Origin of the sequence: Achromobacter sp. UBA5777 (assembly GCF_002418565.1) — a bacterium.
GTDB lineage: Bacteria > Pseudomonadota > Gammaproteobacteria > Burkholderiales > Burkholderiaceae_B > Achromobacter > Achromobacter animicus.
Genome location: NZ_DIEJ01000093.1, coordinates 1 through 17,282, shown reverse-complemented (window position 1 = coordinate 17,282; position 17,282 = coordinate 1). Strand labels below are relative to the sequence as shown.

Sequence of the window (17,282 nt, the reverse complement as noted above, 5' to 3'; positions counted from 1 at the left end):
CTCAAACCCAGGAGACATCATGCTGACCCAGACCAAGACCGAACGCAGCTTTCCCAAGATCACCGAACGCGGGCTGGACGAGCTGCGCGAACGCATAGGCGTGAAGATCGGCGCCACCGCCGAACCGTGGTGCTACGAGGCCACGCGCGACAACATCCGCCATTACGCCCACGGCATCGGCGACGACAACCCGCTGTGGTCGGACCCGGAATACGCGGCCAAGACCCAGCACGGCGGCATCATCGCGCTGCCCAGCTTCCTGTTTGCCACCAGCCGCATCGTGTCCGGCTACGTGGGCGGGCTGCCCGGCGTACACGCCATGTGGTCGGGCGCGGACTGGACCTGGCACAAGACGGTCAAGCGCAACGACATCATTTCCACCGAAGCGCACCTGAAGAACCTGATCGAGCACCAGACCCGCTTTGCGGGCCGCGCCGTGCAGCAGATCTATCACGTGGACTTCTTCAACCAGGACGGCGACAAAGTCGCCGAGGCCGACAGCTGGTGCTTCCGCACCGAACGCGACCACGCGCGTGAACAGGGCAGCAAGTACGCAGAGGTCCGTGCCCGCGAGCCGCGCCGCTACAGCCCCGAGGAAATCAAGGAAGCCTACAAGCTCTACGCCCAGGAAGAAGTGCGCGGCGCCACGCCCCGCTACTGGGAAGACGTGAAGGAAGGCGAAGAATTGCCGGTGATGTTCAAGGGTCCGATGACGGTCACCGGCTTCATTGCCTTCGCGCAGGGCTGGGGCGGCCTGTACATCCGCGCCAACAAGCTGGCGTGGCAGCTTATCGACGCGCACCCGGGCGTGGGCATCACCAACCGCTTCGGCATTCCCGACGTGCCCGAGCGCGTCCACTGGGAAGAAGACTTCGCGCTGGAAGTCGGTGCGCCCGGCGCCTACGACTACGGTCCCGAGCGCAACTCGTGGCTGACCCATCACCTCACGAACTGGATGGGCGACGCCGGGTTCCTGCGCAAGTCCACGTGCAAGATCCGCCGCCACAACCCCGAGGGCGACATGCTGTTCTTCAAGGGCAAGGTCGTGCGCAAGTACGTGGAAGACGGCCGTCACCTGGTCGAGATCGAACAGGAAGCGCGCAACCAGGACGACGAGCTTTCCGTCCTGGGCACCGGTGTGGTCGAATTGCCTACCCGCGCCTGACCCGCGGCAACCCCCAAGACGAGGTGGGCGATGTCTGATTCATCGGAACATGCTGCACCAAGCCCCGCGGCCCGTCCGCGGGGCGCGTTGGACGGCCTGCGCGTCATCGACCTGTCGCGCGTCCTGGCCGGCCCGCTGTGCACGCAGATGCTGGCGGACCAGGGCGCGGACGTCATCAAGGTCGAGCCGCCCGGCGGCGACGAGACGCGCACGCTGGGTCCGCCGGTCAACGAGGACGGCGACGCTGCCTACTTCACCGCCGTCAACCGCGGCAAGCGCGCCATCGGGCTGGACCTGTCCAAGCCTGCCGGCCGCGACGTGCTGCTGGCGTTGCTGGCCGACGCCGACGTCCTGATCGAGAACTTCATCCCCGGCACGATGGCGAAATGGGGCCTGGACTACGAGGCCGACCTGAAACCCCGTTTTCCCCAGCTCATCCACTGCGCCATCACGGGCTTCGGCGAGGACGGGCCGCTGGGCGGCCTGCCCGGGTACGACGCCGTGCTGCAGGCCATGTGCGGCCTGATGAGCATCAACGGCGAACCCACCGGCGGACCCACCCGCGTCGGCGTGCCCATCGTCGACCACCTGACCGGCTACACCGCGCAGTCCGGCATCCTGCTGGCGCTTTACCACCGGGCGCGCACGGGTTTGGGCCAGCGGGTCGAAGTCACCCTGTTCGACACGGCGCTCAGTCTGCTCGTGCCGCATGCCGCCAACTGGATGCACACCGGCCAGACGCCGGGCCTCTTGGGCAGTGCGCACCCCAACATCGCACCGTATGACCGCTACGCCTGCCGCGATGGCGAGATTTTCCTGGGCGTCGTCAACGACCGCCAGTTCCGCCGCTTTTGCGATTACGCGGGCCTGCCGTCGCTGCCGGACGATCCGCGCTTTGCCACCAACCGCGCGCGGCTGTCGCACCGCGACGCGCTGCGGGACGCCATCGAAAGCGCCCTGGCGTCGCGTCCGCGCGATGCGCTGTGCGCGGAACTGATGCAGCTTGGCGTGCCGGCTGGCCCGGTCAACAGCGTGCCCGAGGCCTTTGCGCAGGCACACACCGCGCATCGCGGCATGCGCGTCGATCGCGATGGCTATCACGGCATCGGTCCCGCGGTCCGGCTGTCGCAAGCGCCCGCGCGCGTGGACCGGCTGCCGCCCGCCTATGCACAGCACACCGTCGAAGTCCTCCGGGAGGCCGGCTTCGGCGACTCACAGATCGCGGCGTTGCAGGAACAGGGCATCCTGCCGCGATGGCCGCCTCCCAAGCCCTAGCCGCAATCCCATGCAGCCATACATAAAAACGAGGAGACCACCATGAAGACCTTACGCCTGATCGCCGCGCTAGCGGCGCCGCTGCTGTTTGCCCAGCCCGCCGCGGCCGCCGACAGCTACCCATCCAAACCCGTCAAGATCATCGTCCCCTACCAGGCCGGCCAGGGCACCGACGTCGCCGCCCGCTATCTGGCTGAATACCTGGCCCGCGACCTGGGCCAACCCTTCATCGTGGAGAACCGCCCCGGCGCAGGCGGCAACATCGGCGCGTCCGAAGCCGCGCGCGCCGCGCCCGACGGCTACACGCTGCTGATGGGCACAAACGGCACGCACGTGCTGAACCAGTACATGTACGCGTCCACCAACTTCGACCCGGAGAAGGACTTCGCGCCCGTCATGCTGGTCAGTTCGTTTCCCATGGTGTTGCTGACGACGCCGTCCTCGCCCTACGCCAGTCTGGCCGACCTGCGCAACAGCGCCAAGGCCAAGCCCGACAGCGTCAACGTCGGCATGCCCAGCACCACCGCGCGCCTCGTGTACGAACTGCTCAAGCAGCAAGGCGTCAACAGCGTTCGCGGCATTCCCTACAAAGGCTCGGCCACCGCGACAACGGACCTCCTGGGCGGCCAGGTGCAGGTCGGCATCGACACCGTCAGCGCCGCGCGCTCGTTCATCACCAGCGGCAAGCTGCGCCCGCTGGCGGTGACGTCGTTGAAGGAGTCGGCCCTGCTGCCCGGCGTGCCGTCGGTGGCGGGACAAGGGCTGGATGGGTTCCAGGTGATCGCGTGGAACGGCCTGTATGCGCCGAAGGGCACGCCGCCGGCGGCGATCAAGCGATTGAACGAGGATCTGGCCAAGATCCTGGCGCGGCCGGAAGTGAGGCAGAAGCTGCTGGATCTGGGGCATGAACCCGGCGGCGGCACGCCCGAGGAACTGGCCGCGTTTGCACGCAGCGAACGGCAGAAGTGGCAACCGCTGATCGTGCAGGCGGGGTTGAAGGCGGAATGACTTCGACGTAACTATCAGCGTTGCGCGGCAACGCGGCGCAGGCCGTTCCACTGCGCCGCGGTTGCCATCGGCAACCGCATGCACCAAGGCCGCCCTACCGGACTGCGGCAGGCCTCAACCCACCAACCGCCACCGCTGCCATCGCCAGTGCGCACAACGCGGCGGCCGCCACAAATGTCGCGTGCAACCCGGCCGACAGCGCAGCGGGCGCGGCCTCAGCCAGCGCCGTCGTCCCGGCGCTCACGGCAAACACCGCGCCCATCGCCGACGCCCCTGTAATCAACCCCAAGTTGCGAGACAGGTTCAACATGCCAGACACGGCGCCGCGATCGTTGCTGCCCGCCCCGGCCATGACCGCGGTGTTGTTGGCTGCCTGAAACAGCGCATACCCGGCCGTCAGCACGCCCAACGCGACCACATATCCCGTCACTCCGAACGCATCCGACGCAACGGGCAGCATCGCCGATACGCCCGTCATTGCGATCAATGCGGCAAGCGTCATCGGCCGGGCGCCAAAGCGGTCCACGCAGCGCCCCGCCGGTACTCCGGCCAGAGCAGCGACGAGCGGACCGCAAGACATTGCCATCCCGACGCGCATCGCGTCCAATCCCAACGCCCCGGCCAGATAGAACGGCCCAACCACCAAGGTCGCCATCATCACCGTCGCGACCAGCGCGCTGGCCGCGACGCCGCCCGCCAGCATGGGATCGGCCATCATCGCCGGCAGCACCAGCGGTTGTGCGGTCCGCGACTGCACCCACGCAAACAGGCCCGCGCCGGCCACCGCCGCTGCAAGCAAAACACCGTTGATCGTGCCGAAGCTGCCGCGTCCCCGCGTCATGGACAGCGCGTAGACCGCCAGCGTCAGCGCCAGCAGCATACTGCCCGGCCAATCAAAACGAATCGCCTGCGCCGCGCCGCGTTGCGGATCGCGGGGCAGATGCCGCCACGCCAGCCAGAACGCCAGCAGACCCAGCGGCAGATTGATGAGAAAGATCGCCCGCCAACCCGGACCCGCGATCAGCGCGCCGCCCAGCGTCGGTCCGAGCGCGGTGCCGGCCGCCGACATCGTGCCCAGCAGGCCCATGGCGCTGCCCGCCCTTCCCTTCTGCGTTGCCTCACCGGCGAAGGCCATGGCCAGCGTCATCAGCACAGCCGCGCTCAATCCCTGCGCGGCGCGCGCGGCCACAAGGGTCCACAGTCCGGGCGCAGCTGCGCACATCACGGAGGCGACCGTGAACCAAGCGATCCCGGCCAGCATCAGGCGCCGCCTGCCTATCAGGTCGCCCAGCCGTCCGGCGCTGACCACCGCGGTCGTGATGGCCAGCAGGTAGGCGAGCACCACCCACTGCACCGACTGAAACGACGCGCCGAATGCCTGGGCGAACGCGGGCAGGCCCACGTTGGCGATGCTGGTGCCCAGGGACGCCAGCAGCATCGACAGGGACAGGCAGGCCAATAGCGAGAGGCGGGAGGGGGATGGCGATACGGGCGAAGCGGAGAGCGGCATGATGGCGACGTGCAAAGGGGAAACGGAACCCCAGCGTAGGCCTCCCCCATGCCTGGCGGAAGGCGCAGCATTTGCAGTAAATACCTGCACCAAACGCCATGCCAAATCCCGGCGCATTTTCCACCGGCATGCTACGTTTGCCGCATGTCCGTGCCCGACCTCAACCTGCTCATCACCCTGGATGCGCTGCTCTCCGAAGGCAGCGTGGCCGGGGCCGCCCGGCGCCTGCGCCTGAGTTCTTCCGCCATGAGCCGCGCGTTGGCGCGGCTGCGCGACACCACGGGCGATCCGCTGCTGGTGCGGGCCGGACGCGGGCTGGTTCCGACGCCCCGGGCCCTGGCGCTGCGCGAGCAAGTCGGCGGGCTGGTCAGGGATGCGCAAGCCGTGCTGCGTCCCTCGCAAGACCTCGATCCCGCATCGCTCGTTCGCACCTTCACGCTGCGCGTCACCGATGGCTTCGTGGAGAACTTTGGCGCGCGCCTGCTCGCGCTGATTGCCGACGAAGCGCCGGGGGTGCGGATGCGCTTCACGCAGAAACTGGACAAGGACAGCGCGCCGCTGCGCGAAGGCGCCGTAGACCTGGAAACCGGGGTGGTGGGCGATTCGGCCAGTCCCGAACTGCGCACGCGCGCCCTGTTTCAGGACAGGTACGTCGGCGTCATGCGCGCCGCCCATGCGCTGGCGCGCGGCAACGTCACGCTGACGCGCTACCTGGCGGCGCGCCACATTCTGGTATCGCGCCGCGGACGGGAATCAGGCCCCATGGATGAAACCCTGGCGCAGGCCGGCCGCGCGCGCCAGATCGCCACGATTGCTGGCAGCTATTCAACGGCGCTGGCGCTGGCCCGCGAAACCGACTTGATCGCCACGGTGCCCGAACGGCACACCGCCATGATGCGCGAGGGCATGCGCAGCTTTTCGCTGCCGTTCGCGATGGCGCCCTTTACGGTGTCGATGCTGTGGCACCCCAGGATGGACGGCGATGCCGCCCATCGCTGGCTGCGCGGCATCGTGCTTCAGGCTTGCGGGACGGGCGTTCCCCGATAGGTTCGCCCAGCGGGAAACGGGACGGTGGCGCGCAAGTCCGCCTGCAGGCGTTATTGCTTTGGCGCGCTTGCCACCAACGCGTCGAACTGCTTGTCCAGTTCCGCCAGCGAATCGCGGATATGCGCGCGGCGCGCCTTGATCCACTTGTCCTGCGCGGCCAGCTGTTCGCGCGCGGCCTGGATCATGCGGTCCATTTCCTTGGGCTGCGGACCGCCGATGGTGGCTCGGTTCTTGACGATGGCCACAGGATCCAGCGTCGAACGGAACTCCGCTTCGCTCATCGGCAGGTCGGTGCCGTACTTCGAGTCCTTCATTGCGTCGGCGTAGATGCGGCGCGCCTGTTCATACGGAAAATCCAGCGGCTTGATGTTGTTCGCCTTGGCGTACGACACGACCTCGGACGCGAAGTGATGGCCCGCGCGGAACGGCAGCTTGTACTTGTGCATCAGCACGTCCGCCAGCTCCTGCGAGGCCGTCCAGTCGCTGTTCAGCTCTTCCAGCGCACGGTCGGGGCTGATGACCATGGCCTTGAGCACGCGATCCCAGCGCTTGAGCGCCGAGATGCCGCTGTCGACCATCGCGGAATTCTGTTTCACGTCCTTGGGGTCGCTCATGCCGGGCGTGATGTTGTGCGTCTGCAGGACCGGCCCCATCGCCAAGGTCACCGCGGTGGACGCGTCGCTGCGCGTGTCGTTGAGCAGGCCCGGATTGCGCTTTTGCGGCATGGCGCTGGAAACGTACGTGTTGCCGCCCCCTTCTTCCAGCAGGATCCACGGGCGCGACTGGGCGTACTGGGTCATGACGTCCTCGACGAAGTTGCCCGTGCGCAGCGCAATGCTGGTGACGATGGAGGCGACCTCGACGGGCTGGTCCATGGACGAGATCTGCGACGCATCGTAGGCATTGTCGACCAGCGCCTCGAAGCCCAGGTATTGGGCCATGCGCTTGCGGTCCAGCGGCCAGCTCGTGCCGTTCAGCACGGTCGTGCCCATGGGCGACCGGTCGATGCGGACGTAGGCTTCGCGGATGCGCTGCGCGTCCCGCGCCAGACCCGCGGCCTGACCCAGCAGATAGTGTCCGTAACTGTTGGGCTGCGCGGCCACGCCGTTGGTGTAGTTGGGCACGATGGTGCCCGCGTGCTTGGCCGCCAGCTCCACCAGCGTGGTGGACGTGGCGTTCAACTGATCCGCCAGATCCAGCAGCTTGTCGCGCAGGATGGCGCTGCGGTAGGTGGCGTGCATGTCCTGGCTGGAACGGCCGGCGTGCAGCAGGGTGATGTCTTCGCCAGCGGCCTTGATCAGCAGCGGTTCAAAGGTGATGACGGTGGCCGGCCGTTTGGCGCCGGGCTGGTTGCCGTCGTGGATGACTTTTGCCACGCCAGCCGCCAGGCGTGGCGCCATGGACTTGTCGAGCAGCCCTTCGTCGGCGTTGATGACCGTGGTGGCCTTGTTGATTTCTCCCAGCCAGAAGAAGGGGTCGCGCGGCGGAGATTGCTGCGCGGTGGCCGCATTGCCGGCCAGCGTTAGCACCAGGGCGGCGCCCAGGGTGGGAAGAAACTGTCTCATGGCGTTCTCGTTATAGGGGTGACCGGACAGTGTATCGGAGCGCGTTTTCGCCGGACACCCGGTATTGCACGGAGGCGCGTGAGCCTGACAACGGCCAAACGAAACTGAACCGTCCACGCAAAAAAAGCCGGCCTCCGAAGAGGCCGGCCTTTCGCATCCGCCGAGACGGAATGCCTTAGAAGCGCCAGCTCACGTTGACCGTGCCGGTGTTCTGACGGTTGCCGTCGCCGAATTGACCCGAGTAAGCCAGGCCCAGCGTGGCGTTCTTGCTCATCGCCAGGTCCACGCCCACTTCCATCACAGCCGCGTCACGCGCCAGCGGGTTGCCCGCCACGGTGAACGGCTGGCTGCCGTCGAACGACATCGTGGCTTCAGGATTGACGTCGCCGTAGGCATGGCGCCAGCCCAGCATGCCGCGCAGACGGCCCGCGGTTTCCTTCACGTCAAACGTGGTCTGCGCGCGCAGGCCCAGCGTGGTGGTGCCCACGTTGTTGGTGCTGCTGCGACCGCTCAGCGCGGCGTCACCGCCCGATTCCGAGAAGCCGCGGGTACGCAGGTCGCTGAAGTCGGCGCCGAAGAACGGTTCCAGCGTGACACGGTCGTTCAGCGGGATCGCGTAGCCGACGTCGGTGAAGACCTGGCCGGTGCTGGCGCTGTAGTCAGCCTTCAGTTCCTGGTACTGGCCTGCCGCGTTGATGTTGCGCTTGCTGTCGATGTCATGCCACGTGTAGGCCAGGCCAGCGGTGAAGTTGATCTTGCCCGCGCCGGCTTCGAACGACTTGCCGCCGTACAGGATCGCGCTGTAGCTGTTCACGTCGGACTTGGCCGAACGGTCGTCCACGGTGATGCGGCTGTCGGTGTAACCGAACGCGCCACCCAGGCGCCAACCGTTGCCCACGCCGTGGTCGCCGCCGACGAAGATGCCGACATCGCGTTCACGGGACTTGGCCACGTTGCCGTTGCCGTCCATCGAGCGCCAGTTGCCGAAGGCCTGCGCCCACAGCGGCTGCGCGTTCGAACGCGGCAGCATGGAGGCGTCGCCGCGGCCGACTTGCGCCGTGGGCGGGCCGGGGATGAAGCCGGCGTTCATGTTGGCGCGCAGTTGTGCCGTGGGCAGGCTGGCGACGTTGTTGCTGACGTTCTGCATCGCCGACACGCTGCTGCCGAACGATTCGCCCGAAAGATCGGCGAACACGCCGGCCGGCGCGCCGTTGGGCAGGTTCAGGACGCGGGTGTACAGCGAGCTGGTCTTGGGCAGGGTTTGCACCGCGTTCGCCGCCGAACGCTGGTTGCCGGTCACCGCCAGGTCGGCGAACTCGATCGGACGGGTACCGCTGTCCGTGTTGCCGCCGCCGTTGTCGACGGGCTTGCCCGGGCTGGGCTTGGTGTCCGGCTCGGTCGGCTTGGGGTCCGGGTTGGTCGGCTTCGGGTCCGGATCCACGGGCACCTGCTTCATGTCCAGCTTCAGCACCACGTCGTTGCCTTCCTGGTTCAACGTCGGTTGCAGATAAGCCAGATCGCTGGACACGCCGCCAAACTTGCCGTTCACGCTGTTGGCCGACAGGATCGTGTAGGCGGTCGACGCAGCGTACGTGCCGCCCGAACCGATATGCACGACGTTACCGGCCAGGTTGGCCGTGCCCGTGACGTTCACGCGGTCGCTCTTGCCGTCGTCGGTGGCATCGACGCGATAGGTCGAGCCGGGGTTGAAGGTCAGGTCGCCGTTCACCGTGATGGTGCCGATTTCGGACGTGGTGGGGATGATCCCGATCGAGCCGCTCGGCGCCAGCGTCATGGCCGACATCATCACGTGGCCCGTTTTCGCGGCGGTGCCCGGCGACAGCGTTGCGCCCGACGCCAGCGTGGTGTTGCCCACATCGCCGGAACCGGCCAGGGTGCCGTTCACGGTCAGCAGGCCATTGACCTTCGTGCCGGACAGCGTGAGCGTCTTGCCCGCTGCGACGTTCACGGCGCCGACGGTGATGTTGCCTTGGGGCGCATAGTTGGTGTTGATGTTCACCGTGCTGGTGCCGCCGCCGCTGGCAAACAGGAAGCTGTGCTGGTTGTCCTCGCCGGTGATGGCGCCATAGATGTTGCCGCCGTCGATATTCAACGTGGAGGCGCCAAGGCGCACGTCGCCGATGATGGTGCCGGTGTTCGTGATCACCATCGGCTGGCCGGCGCCCTCGACGTCGACCGCGACACTGCTGGAGGCGAACATGTAGGTGTTGGCGAGGATCGAGCCGCTGTTGACGATGCCGCCCGTCACTTCGGCGCCGCCGCTCACCATGATGCCGCCGTTGATGGTCTGCGAGTTTTCGATGCGTCCGTCGACGGTGCTGCCATTGCGCACTTCCACCGCCAGATTGCTGGTCGGGAAGATCGGGGAGGGCGAGCTCGCGTAGATGACGCCGGCATTGACGATGTCGCCCTTCACCTGCGAATTGTCGCCGATCAGGATGCCGCCGTTCAGGGTGCCTTTGTTGTCGATGTTGCCGGTGACAGTGCCGGCATTCCTGAGTTCCAGGGCCAGATTGTTCACCGGCATGGACGAGGAGGTGATGTTGTTCGCGTTGATGGTGCCGATGTTGACGATGTCGCTGTTCACGGCAGAGCCGTCCCGGACCAGAATGCCGCCGTTGATCGTGCCGTTGTTCTCGATGCCGCCGTTGACCGCGCTGCTGTTCGAGATTTCAATCGCCAGACCGCTCGTCGGGAAAACGACGGAGTTGCTGTCGGAATGGATGGTTCCGTTGTTGATGATCTTGCCGCCGACGGTGCTGTGGCTGGTGATCGTCACGCTGGAACTCGACGGCTGAGCCATGGGCGAGACGCCTGCAAAACCGAAGATGATGTATCGGCCGTAGAGATCGCCGTTGTTGACGATGTCGCCGCTCACTTTGCCTTGGGCGAGACCCACGCCGTAAGCCGTGCTGTTGGCTTCGTTGCGGATGTTTCCGTTCAGCGTCGACGCTTCCACCGAGAAGGAGCCGTCGTAGTACCCGCCCTGCAGGCGGGCGCTGTTGATGAGGTCGCCATTCCGCACCGCACCGCTTTGCAGGCGAATGTAGGGATAGTTGGAGGACGCCGTGTTTTCGATGTTGCCAAACACGACGGGATCCGCGTATCCATCCTGCACATACTCCGGGCTGATCTGCGCCAGCGCGTACGGGGTGGCAATAGGCGAAAGGCTCAAGCTAAGCAATACAGCAATACGAGTAAGCGGGAAGCGGCGAGACATTTTGTAGTGACCATGTAAATTTCGTGTCTGAAATGTACCGATCATTGCAAAACAGAATCTGAGCAAATCTGAGCGATTTGTAAGTCAGGCGTTCAGGTGCCCCTAAATAGGAACAATTAGGCTGCAAAGCCGGCGCTTTTCCCGATTTTGAAAGCCAGCCGCGCGGGTTTCTCAAGAAACAAACAGATGCTTTTACGCAACAATTGCCCGCCAGCGTGTCTTCAAGGTTTGCTCGGGACGCGCTGAGCCGCGCCCCCGTAAGGCAGACTCAGGCAAAAACGCACCGGTTCGTCGCCCCCGGAGGCCTCCAGCGTGACCGAGCCGCCCAGCCGCTCGGCAATCGAACTGACCAGATAGAGTCCCAGCCCCGCGCCGGGGTGCCGCAGGGCATTCTGCCCCCGGTAGTACTTCTGGAAAAGTCGCTCCTGTTCCGCGACAGGAATGGCCGTGCCCGGATTGGAGACCGCAATGCGCAGCATGTCGCCGTCATCGCGCACCGTGACGCTGACCGCCTCGCCCTGCGGGCAATGCCGGTCGGCATTGGCCAGCAGGTTGCGCAGCGCGATGCGCAGCATGCCGGCGTCGCAATCCAGGGTGTCGACCGCCGTCTCGTATGCGCTTTGAATGCGCCCCGCCGGATACTCGCTTGCCAGGTCCTGCAGCAGCGCCGGCAGATCGCACCGGGTCATGCGCAGCTCGGCGCGCGGTTCGCGCATGCGGTCGTCGGTCAGGTATTCGTCCACCAGCGCCAGCAGGCGCGTGGCCGCATTGCGGATGTTGGCGCAGCGCACCAGGCTTTTTTCCAGCGGCGCGGCAAGGTTGCGGCCCAGTTGCTGCGCAGAGGTCGTGATGATGGCAAGCGGCGTGCGGAACTCGTGCGACACCATCGCCACAAATTCGCGCTGCTCCGTGAACATCTGCCGTTCCTTTTCCAGCGACGTGCGCAGCTCGCCCTCCAGCGCCACGCGGCGTTCGATCTCGCCTTGCATTTCGGCCGTGCGCAGCGCAACTTCGCGTTCCAGCCAGTGGCTGTGCTGGCGCGCCAGATCGGCCGCCAGGTTGGCCTGCTGCAGTTCGCGGACCCGGCGGCGGCGTTCGTAGCGGCCGACAATGAACAGACTGAGCAGCAGCATGTGCAGCATCGTGCCCAGCGTGGAGACGTACTCGGTAAAGGCGTTGACCGGAAACACGCCGAGGTTGCGCAGGAAAGCGATCAGCACGCCCAGGTAGAACACCCCGAACGCCAACGCGAAAAAGCGCGCCGGCCGCCAGCCGCGCTTGAGCAGATAAGCAGCCAGCGTGGTGAAGCCCACGATCACCAGCAGCGCCAATGTCTGAATCGGCTGCATGCCGGCGCCGTAATGCCCCGTCACGATCAGCGCGGAGCAGATCGCGGCGACGCCCCAGAACAGCCAGTCCAGCCAGCGCACCGCGCGCGGATAGAGGGCTTCGAGGTTCAATTGGCGGCACGCAACGCGCAGCGCCACCGGCAGGCTGACGGCGATGCCAACGCCCAGCAGCCGATCGCTCCAGGCTACCGGCAGGCCGGTCAACTGTTGCACCAGCCCCAGCGACAGCACCTCGTTGAAGACGCAATTGCCGATGTAGGCCAGGAACAATCCGCTCATCGGCGCGCGCGTGACCAGCCAGAACGCCGCGTGCGCGCAGATCAGCAGCAGATAGAAGCCGAAGTACAGCCCGAACAGCAGGCCCTCGCGGCGCGACTGGTTGTCGAACGCCAGCCGCTGCCAGACTTCCAGCCGCGTCGCCATGGCGTTCTTGCTTTGCAGCCGCACCAGGATGACGTACTCGCCCGGCTTGGACGGATTGAACTGGATCACGGGACTTCGATAGTCCACCGGCCATTTACGCCGCGCCAGATCCTCGCCGCTGCGCCCCAGCATCGTCCAGCCGCCGCCATGGCCCACGTAGATGCGCGCGTCGTCCAGCAGTGCGTTGGTCAGGCGCAGCATCCAGCCGCCGTGCATGACTTTATCGACCTGCACGGGCAGGCGCAGCCAGATCGTCGCGGGCGTGAATCCGGCGCTCAGGCTACCCGGCAGCGGCGTCCAGCCGTTCGCGCTGGCGGCATTTCCCACGTCGAGCTCGCCATCGGGATCGATCAGGCGCTCAAGATGCCCGGCCGCGTCCTGGACGCTATGGAAGCCATCCAGGCGCAGCGGCTCGGCGCGCGCCGGTGCGGCCGCGGCCAGCAGGCCCGCCAACAGGCAGGCCAGCAGCGTCAGCCACAGCGTGGCCCTGGAGTAACATTCCCGTTTCATCAATCGCAATCTACGCAGCATTTCCGTGCAACCCGGCAGATTACACCAGCCCCTCAAGCTGCATTCCGCAGGCGCCTCATGCCTGAAGTGATCCTGCTCGAAGACGAACCCGTGCTGCGTCAGGAGCTCGGCGAATTCCTCGAAGAGCTTGGATACGCGCCCTCGTGCGTGTCCAGCCTGCAGGAATTCGACAAGCGCTTCGACCCCGCCCGCCATCACCTGGCCGTCATCGACATCGGTCTTCCGGATGGCTGTGGCCTGGACCTGATCCAGCGTCTGCGCCAGGAAGGCCAGCAAGTGGGCATCGTGGTGTTCAGCGCGCGCCAGACCGGTCGCGATCGGATCTCTGGACTGGGCATGGGCGCCGACCACTATCTGGGCAAAGGCTGCGACCTCGACGAACTGGCTGCAACGCTGGCCGCGCTGGTGCGCCGGCTGGGGCTGCCTCAGCCGGGCCGGGATCAGGCGCCTTTGAGCTGGCTGCTTGAAATCGGCCCCCGCCGCCTGCACATCCCTGGCGCGGCGGCCATGCCGCTGTCGCAGCAGGACCTGACCGTGCTGCATTGCCTGATGAGCCAGCCCGGCGAAAACATCAGCCGCCGGCAGATCGTCGAAGCCCTGGGCGCCGATTACCTGGACTACGACCAACGCCGGCTCGATACGCAGATGCGCCGGCTACGCCGCCGCGTCGAAGCCCTGAGCGGCCAGACGCTGCCCGTCAAGACACTGCGCAGCAGCGGCTACTGCTTCTATCAGCCTGCAAAGGTCAAGGACTGACCCCCGCCGCGCCGCGCATCAGGCTTCGGCCGCCCGGCAGAACGTGATCTGGAAACGGCCCGGCAGTTCAAACGCCACGTGATGCCGCACGCCGGGTTCGATCACCACCTGCTGACCGGCGGTCAGCACGGCTTCGGTATGCGGGGCATCGTCCAGCACAAAACGCAGCACGCCCGCGTGCACCTTCAACAATCCCCACGTGCCGGCCTTGGTGGAATGCGCCGCCTTCAGCGCCTCCGGCAGATTGTCCGGCGTGAACACGGGACTGTCCTTATAGGGCTGCACGCCGGGCGGCAAGCGATCGGGCAGGCTGGCGATGTCCGCCCGCGCCTGCCATACGGCCCACAGCTTGGCCGCGATGCGATCGGCCATTGCGTCCGCCGCCGTCTGCAGCTGCGCGTGTCCCAGCGCCGCCGTCGTCGCGTGAAAAAGCGCCAGCCAACGTTCAAAGAGCGACCACGACAGATCCGGAATCCGCGCATGCGCCGGGATTGGCGCGCCCTTGAAGCGGCGCGTGCCCAGCACCAGCGATGACCAGAAATAGCACAGCAGCGCAAGATGATGGTCCCAATCCTTCACACGTGCGTTGAAGATCGGACCCAGCACCTCGTCTTCGCGCACCTTGGCGTAGAAGGTGTGGACCAGGCAGCCGGCCGCGTCGCAGCGCTGGTACGCCAACGTCAGCCGCAGCAACGAAGTGCCGACCTTCTGGGAAATCGTCAACGGCGAGGTCGCCGCGCCGATGAACCCGGCCACGGCGAGCACGTCCATGAGCAAGCTGGACCTGCAACGCGCGCTCACCTATGAGGTCGGCGGGGACGGCACCTTTACGGTCGCTGGCCGCGACCAGCACTGGAGCGTGTCGCTGTACCGCAGCAAGGTCGACGACGAGCTGATGTCGGTCACCAACGAAAACGGCACGCCCGCCGGCACCTACAACTACAACGGCCGCACGCGGCACCAGGGCATCGAAGCCGGCCTCTACGGCACGCTGCCCTCGCCCGGCGAAGGCATGTTCGACTACCGCATCGCCTACACGCTCAGCGACTTCCGCTTCCGCAACGGCCAGTACGAAGGCAACCGCATCGCCGGCGTGCCGCGCCATCTGCTGAGCGCTGAAGTCATGTACCGCATCGGCGGCTGGCGCTTCGGCCCCAACGTGCGCTGGCTGATGAGCGACACGGAGACCAACCACGCCAACGCGCCCGGCACGCAGCAGGAAGCCTACGCGCTCCTCGGCTTCAAGATCGCCTACGAGCACGACGCGCACTGGAGCGGCTACGTCACGGCGGACAACCTCACCGACAAGACCTACGCCAGCAGCTACGCCATCCGCAACACCGCCACGCCCGCCATGCCCATCTTCCTGCCGGGCAACGGCCGCGCGTTCAGCGCGGGCGTGGCGTACAAGTTCTGATGGCGAGCCGTTGGCCTTAGAACTCCGTGCTCACGGACAACAGCACCGTCAGCGGCGCGCCGACCGTCAGACCTTCGCGCGCCGCGGACTGCCAGTAGTTCTTGTTCAGCACGTTCTCAACCATCGCACGGATGACCACGGGCTTGCCGTTGGCGTTGAAGGCGTAGCGCGCGCCCACGTCGAAGCGCGTCCAGCCCGGAATCTCCTGCGTGTTGGCGACGTCGACGATCTGCGAGCTGGTGCGCAGCATCCGCGCGGTCAGCGTCAGGCCCGGCACGAACGGCGTGTCCCACTCGGCCGCCGCGTTGAATTGCAGGCGCGGCACGGCCGGCGCGCGATTGCCGTCGTTGACGCCGCCCTCGGTACGCGTCAGGCGCGCATCGGTATAGGCCACGCCGCCCAGAAGGCGCACGCCATGCGTCGGCTCGCCCTGCACCAGGAATTCCAGCCCGCGGTTGCGCTGCTTGCCATTGGACACGTAGCGCAGGCTGGCAGGATCCAGATAGCTGCTGGGACGCTCGATCTGGAAGGCGCTGAGCGTCGTTTCAAACTGGCCAAAATCGTACTTGGCGCCCAGTTCGAACTGCTTGGAGATTTCAGGCGCGAACACTTCGCCCGCATTGACGGCGCCTTCGGGCGCCGTCCCGCCCTGGCTCAGGCCCTCGATGTAGTTGCCATAGAGCGCTAGCCGCTCCGTGGGTTTGACGGTCAAGGCAAACGCGGGCGTAACGGCCGACTCGTTGTAGTTCGACGTCTGGCGTCCGCTCATCGCGTCGAAGTTGGTCGACTCCACGCGCTGGTGCCGCACGCCCGCAATGAATTGCACGCGATCGTCCGCCATCGAAATCGTGTCGGCCAGGGCTATGCTGACCAGCCGCGAATCGCTGGCCCGCGGCAGATCCGACGGCCGCGCGATGTTCGGCTTGGGCAGATCCGCGGGGTTGTAGATGTTGGAAAACACCGTGCTGGACCGGATCCGCGCCGCCGAATAGTCGATGTCCAGCACGCTGGCGCTCAGCGCCGGCTCGTGCTTGAGCGGGCCGGTCTGCAAGCGCCCCCGCACGCCGACCTCGCCCGTCTTGCTCAGCAGCGACTCGTTCAGGCGCGCCGGCACCGCGCCGATATCACCCGCTTCGTTCAGCATGAGCCAGCTGGTCTGCATGCTTTCAAAGTCATGTTTGCGTGCGCCGACAGCGCCGTAGACGGTCCAGTCCGGCGACACGTCGTACTCGGCGCGCAGCGCGCCCGACCATTCCTTGGTCTTCCAGTAGGTCCACGACGGAAAGAAATTGCGGCGCGCGTCCGGTGCCCGGCCGATGTCCACGCCGGACGGCGGCGGAAACAGCAGGCCGCTGCGCGCATCGGTGGTGCGGTTCTGATAGTTGATGTCGCCTTCCACGCGCAGGCGCTCGCCCTGGTAGTCCAGGCCCAGCGCCACGGCGCCCAGATCCTCGCTCGCCCCATCCATCGGCAGGTCGCCGCTGCTGCCGGCCACGTTCAGGCGCACGCCCCACTCCTGGCTCTCGCCATAGCGGCGCGACAGGTCGGCGTGCGCGCCGAACTGGCTGTCGCCGATGTACGACACGGTGAAGCGGTTCAGCGGATCGGCGCCCGCGCGCTTGGGCACCAGGTTGATCGAGCCCCCCACGGAACCGTAGGGCGCCATGCCGTTCAGCAACGCATTGGGTCCGCGCAGCACTTCCACGCGTTCCACGCCGATCAGCGAACTCGAATTGCGTGGCGACACGCCGTACAGGCCATTGAACGACACGTCGTAATTGAACAGCGTGAACCCGCGGATGTTGAACTCGTCGCGCCCCGCACCGCGCGAGTAGGTATTGCGCACGGTGGGATCATTGACCAGCACGTCGCCGATGTTCTGCGCCTGCTGGTCCTCGATCAGCTTGGCGGTGTACTGCGTTGCGCTGAACGGGGTGCTCATGTCGTCGCGGTCGCCCAACAGACCCAGACGCCCGCCGCGCGCCACCTGGCCGC

Annotated in this window: 12 protein-coding genes; 6 read left to right on the top strand and 6 right to left on the bottom strand. The window is 66.4% G+C overall.

Annotated elements, in window-relative coordinates; translation table 11 throughout:
- The first annotated feature begins 19 nt into the window (after positions 1-19).
- Genes B3446_RS06585 through B3446_RS06575 form a run of 3 tightly spaced genes read left to right on the top strand, consistent with a single transcriptional unit; the run spans position 20 to position 3,448 of the window.
- Positions 20-1,165: an FAS1-like dehydratase domain-containing protein gene (locus B3446_RS06585; protein ID WP_175122412.1), complete on the top strand. Its 1,146-nt coding sequence runs from the start codon at positions 20-22 to the stop codon at positions 1,163-1,165.
- Positions 1,166-1,195: 30 nt separating this feature from the next.
- On the top strand, positions 1,196-2,440 hold the full coding sequence (locus B3446_RS06580) for a CaiB/BaiF CoA transferase family protein (RefSeq protein ID WP_291378578.1): 1,245 nt from the start codon (positions 1,196-1,198) through the stop codon (positions 2,438-2,440).
- A 42-nt stretch (positions 2,441-2,482) separates the two neighbouring features.
- Positions 2,483-3,448 (top strand): Bug family tripartite tricarboxylate transporter substrate binding protein, encoded by a 966-nt coding sequence (locus B3446_RS06575; RefSeq protein ID WP_175122410.1) that lies wholly within the window; start codon positions 2,483-2,485, stop codon positions 3,446-3,448.
- A gap of 94 nt (positions 3,449-3,542) precedes the next feature.
- Here B3446_RS06575 and B3446_RS06570 read toward each other — a convergent pair whose 3' ends face one another.
- Positions 3,543-4,958, bottom strand: coding sequence for an MFS transporter (locus tag B3446_RS06570; protein WP_291378576.1), 1,416 nt, complete (start codon positions 4,956-4,958; stop codon positions 3,543-3,545).
- 144 nt (positions 4,959-5,102) lie between these two features.
- Between B3446_RS06570 and B3446_RS06565 the strand changes: the two genes are divergently transcribed.
- A complete protein-coding gene (locus B3446_RS06565) occupies positions 5,103-6,005 on the top strand; it encodes a LysR family transcriptional regulator (protein WP_291378574.1) in 903 nt (300 codons plus the stop codon).
- 50 nt (positions 6,006-6,055) lie between these two features.
- On the opposite strand, the gene B3446_RS06560 is transcribed toward B3446_RS06565, so the two are convergent.
- The 3 genes from B3446_RS06560 to B3446_RS06550 form a co-directional block, all read right to left on the bottom strand.
- Positions 6,056-7,570, bottom strand: a complete 1,515-nt coding sequence (locus tag B3446_RS06560; RefSeq protein ID WP_175137873.1) for an argininosuccinate lyase — start codon at positions 7,568-7,570, stop codon at positions 6,056-6,058.
- A 175-nt stretch (positions 7,571-7,745) separates the two neighbouring features.
- Complete coding sequence (locus tag B3446_RS06555; protein WP_291378571.1) at positions 7,746-10,766, bottom strand: autotransporter domain-containing protein; 3,021 nt, start codon at positions 10,764-10,766, stop codon at positions 7,746-7,748.
- A 266-nt stretch (positions 10,767-11,032) separates the two neighbouring features.
- On the bottom strand, positions 11,033-13,093 hold the full coding sequence (locus tag B3446_RS06550; RefSeq protein ID WP_291378569.1) for a sensor histidine kinase: 2,061 nt from the start codon (positions 13,091-13,093) through the stop codon (positions 11,033-11,035).
- A gap of 78 nt (positions 13,094-13,171) precedes the next feature.
- Here B3446_RS06550 and B3446_RS06545 point away from each other — a divergent pair, with 78 nt between their 5' ends.
- On the top strand, positions 13,172-13,870 hold the full coding sequence (locus B3446_RS06545; RefSeq protein ID WP_291378567.1) for a response regulator transcription factor: 699 nt from the start codon (positions 13,172-13,174) through the stop codon (positions 13,868-13,870).
- 18 nt (positions 13,871-13,888) lie between these two features.
- Here B3446_RS06545 and B3446_RS06540 read toward each other — a convergent pair whose 3' ends face one another.
- Positions 13,889-14,641 carry a DUF1971 domain-containing protein gene (locus tag B3446_RS06540; RefSeq protein ID WP_291378565.1) on the bottom strand — a complete coding sequence of 251 codons (753 nt, stop codon included), beginning with the start codon at positions 14,639-14,641 and terminating at the stop codon, positions 13,889-13,891.
- Between B3446_RS06540 and B3446_RS06535 the strand changes: the two genes are divergently transcribed.
- Positions 14,568-15,287 (top strand): TonB-dependent receptor domain-containing protein, encoded by a 720-nt coding sequence (locus B3446_RS06535; RefSeq protein ID WP_291378563.1) that lies wholly within the window; start codon positions 14,568-14,570, stop codon positions 15,285-15,287. The genes B3446_RS06540 and B3446_RS06535 overlap by 74 nt on opposite strands.
- Positions 15,288-15,303: 16 nt before the next feature.
- Here B3446_RS06535 and B3446_RS06530 read toward each other — a convergent pair.
- A partial coding sequence (locus tag B3446_RS06530) for a TonB-dependent receptor (protein WP_291378561.1) occupies positions 15,304-17,282 on the bottom strand: 1,979 nt, incomplete at its 5' end.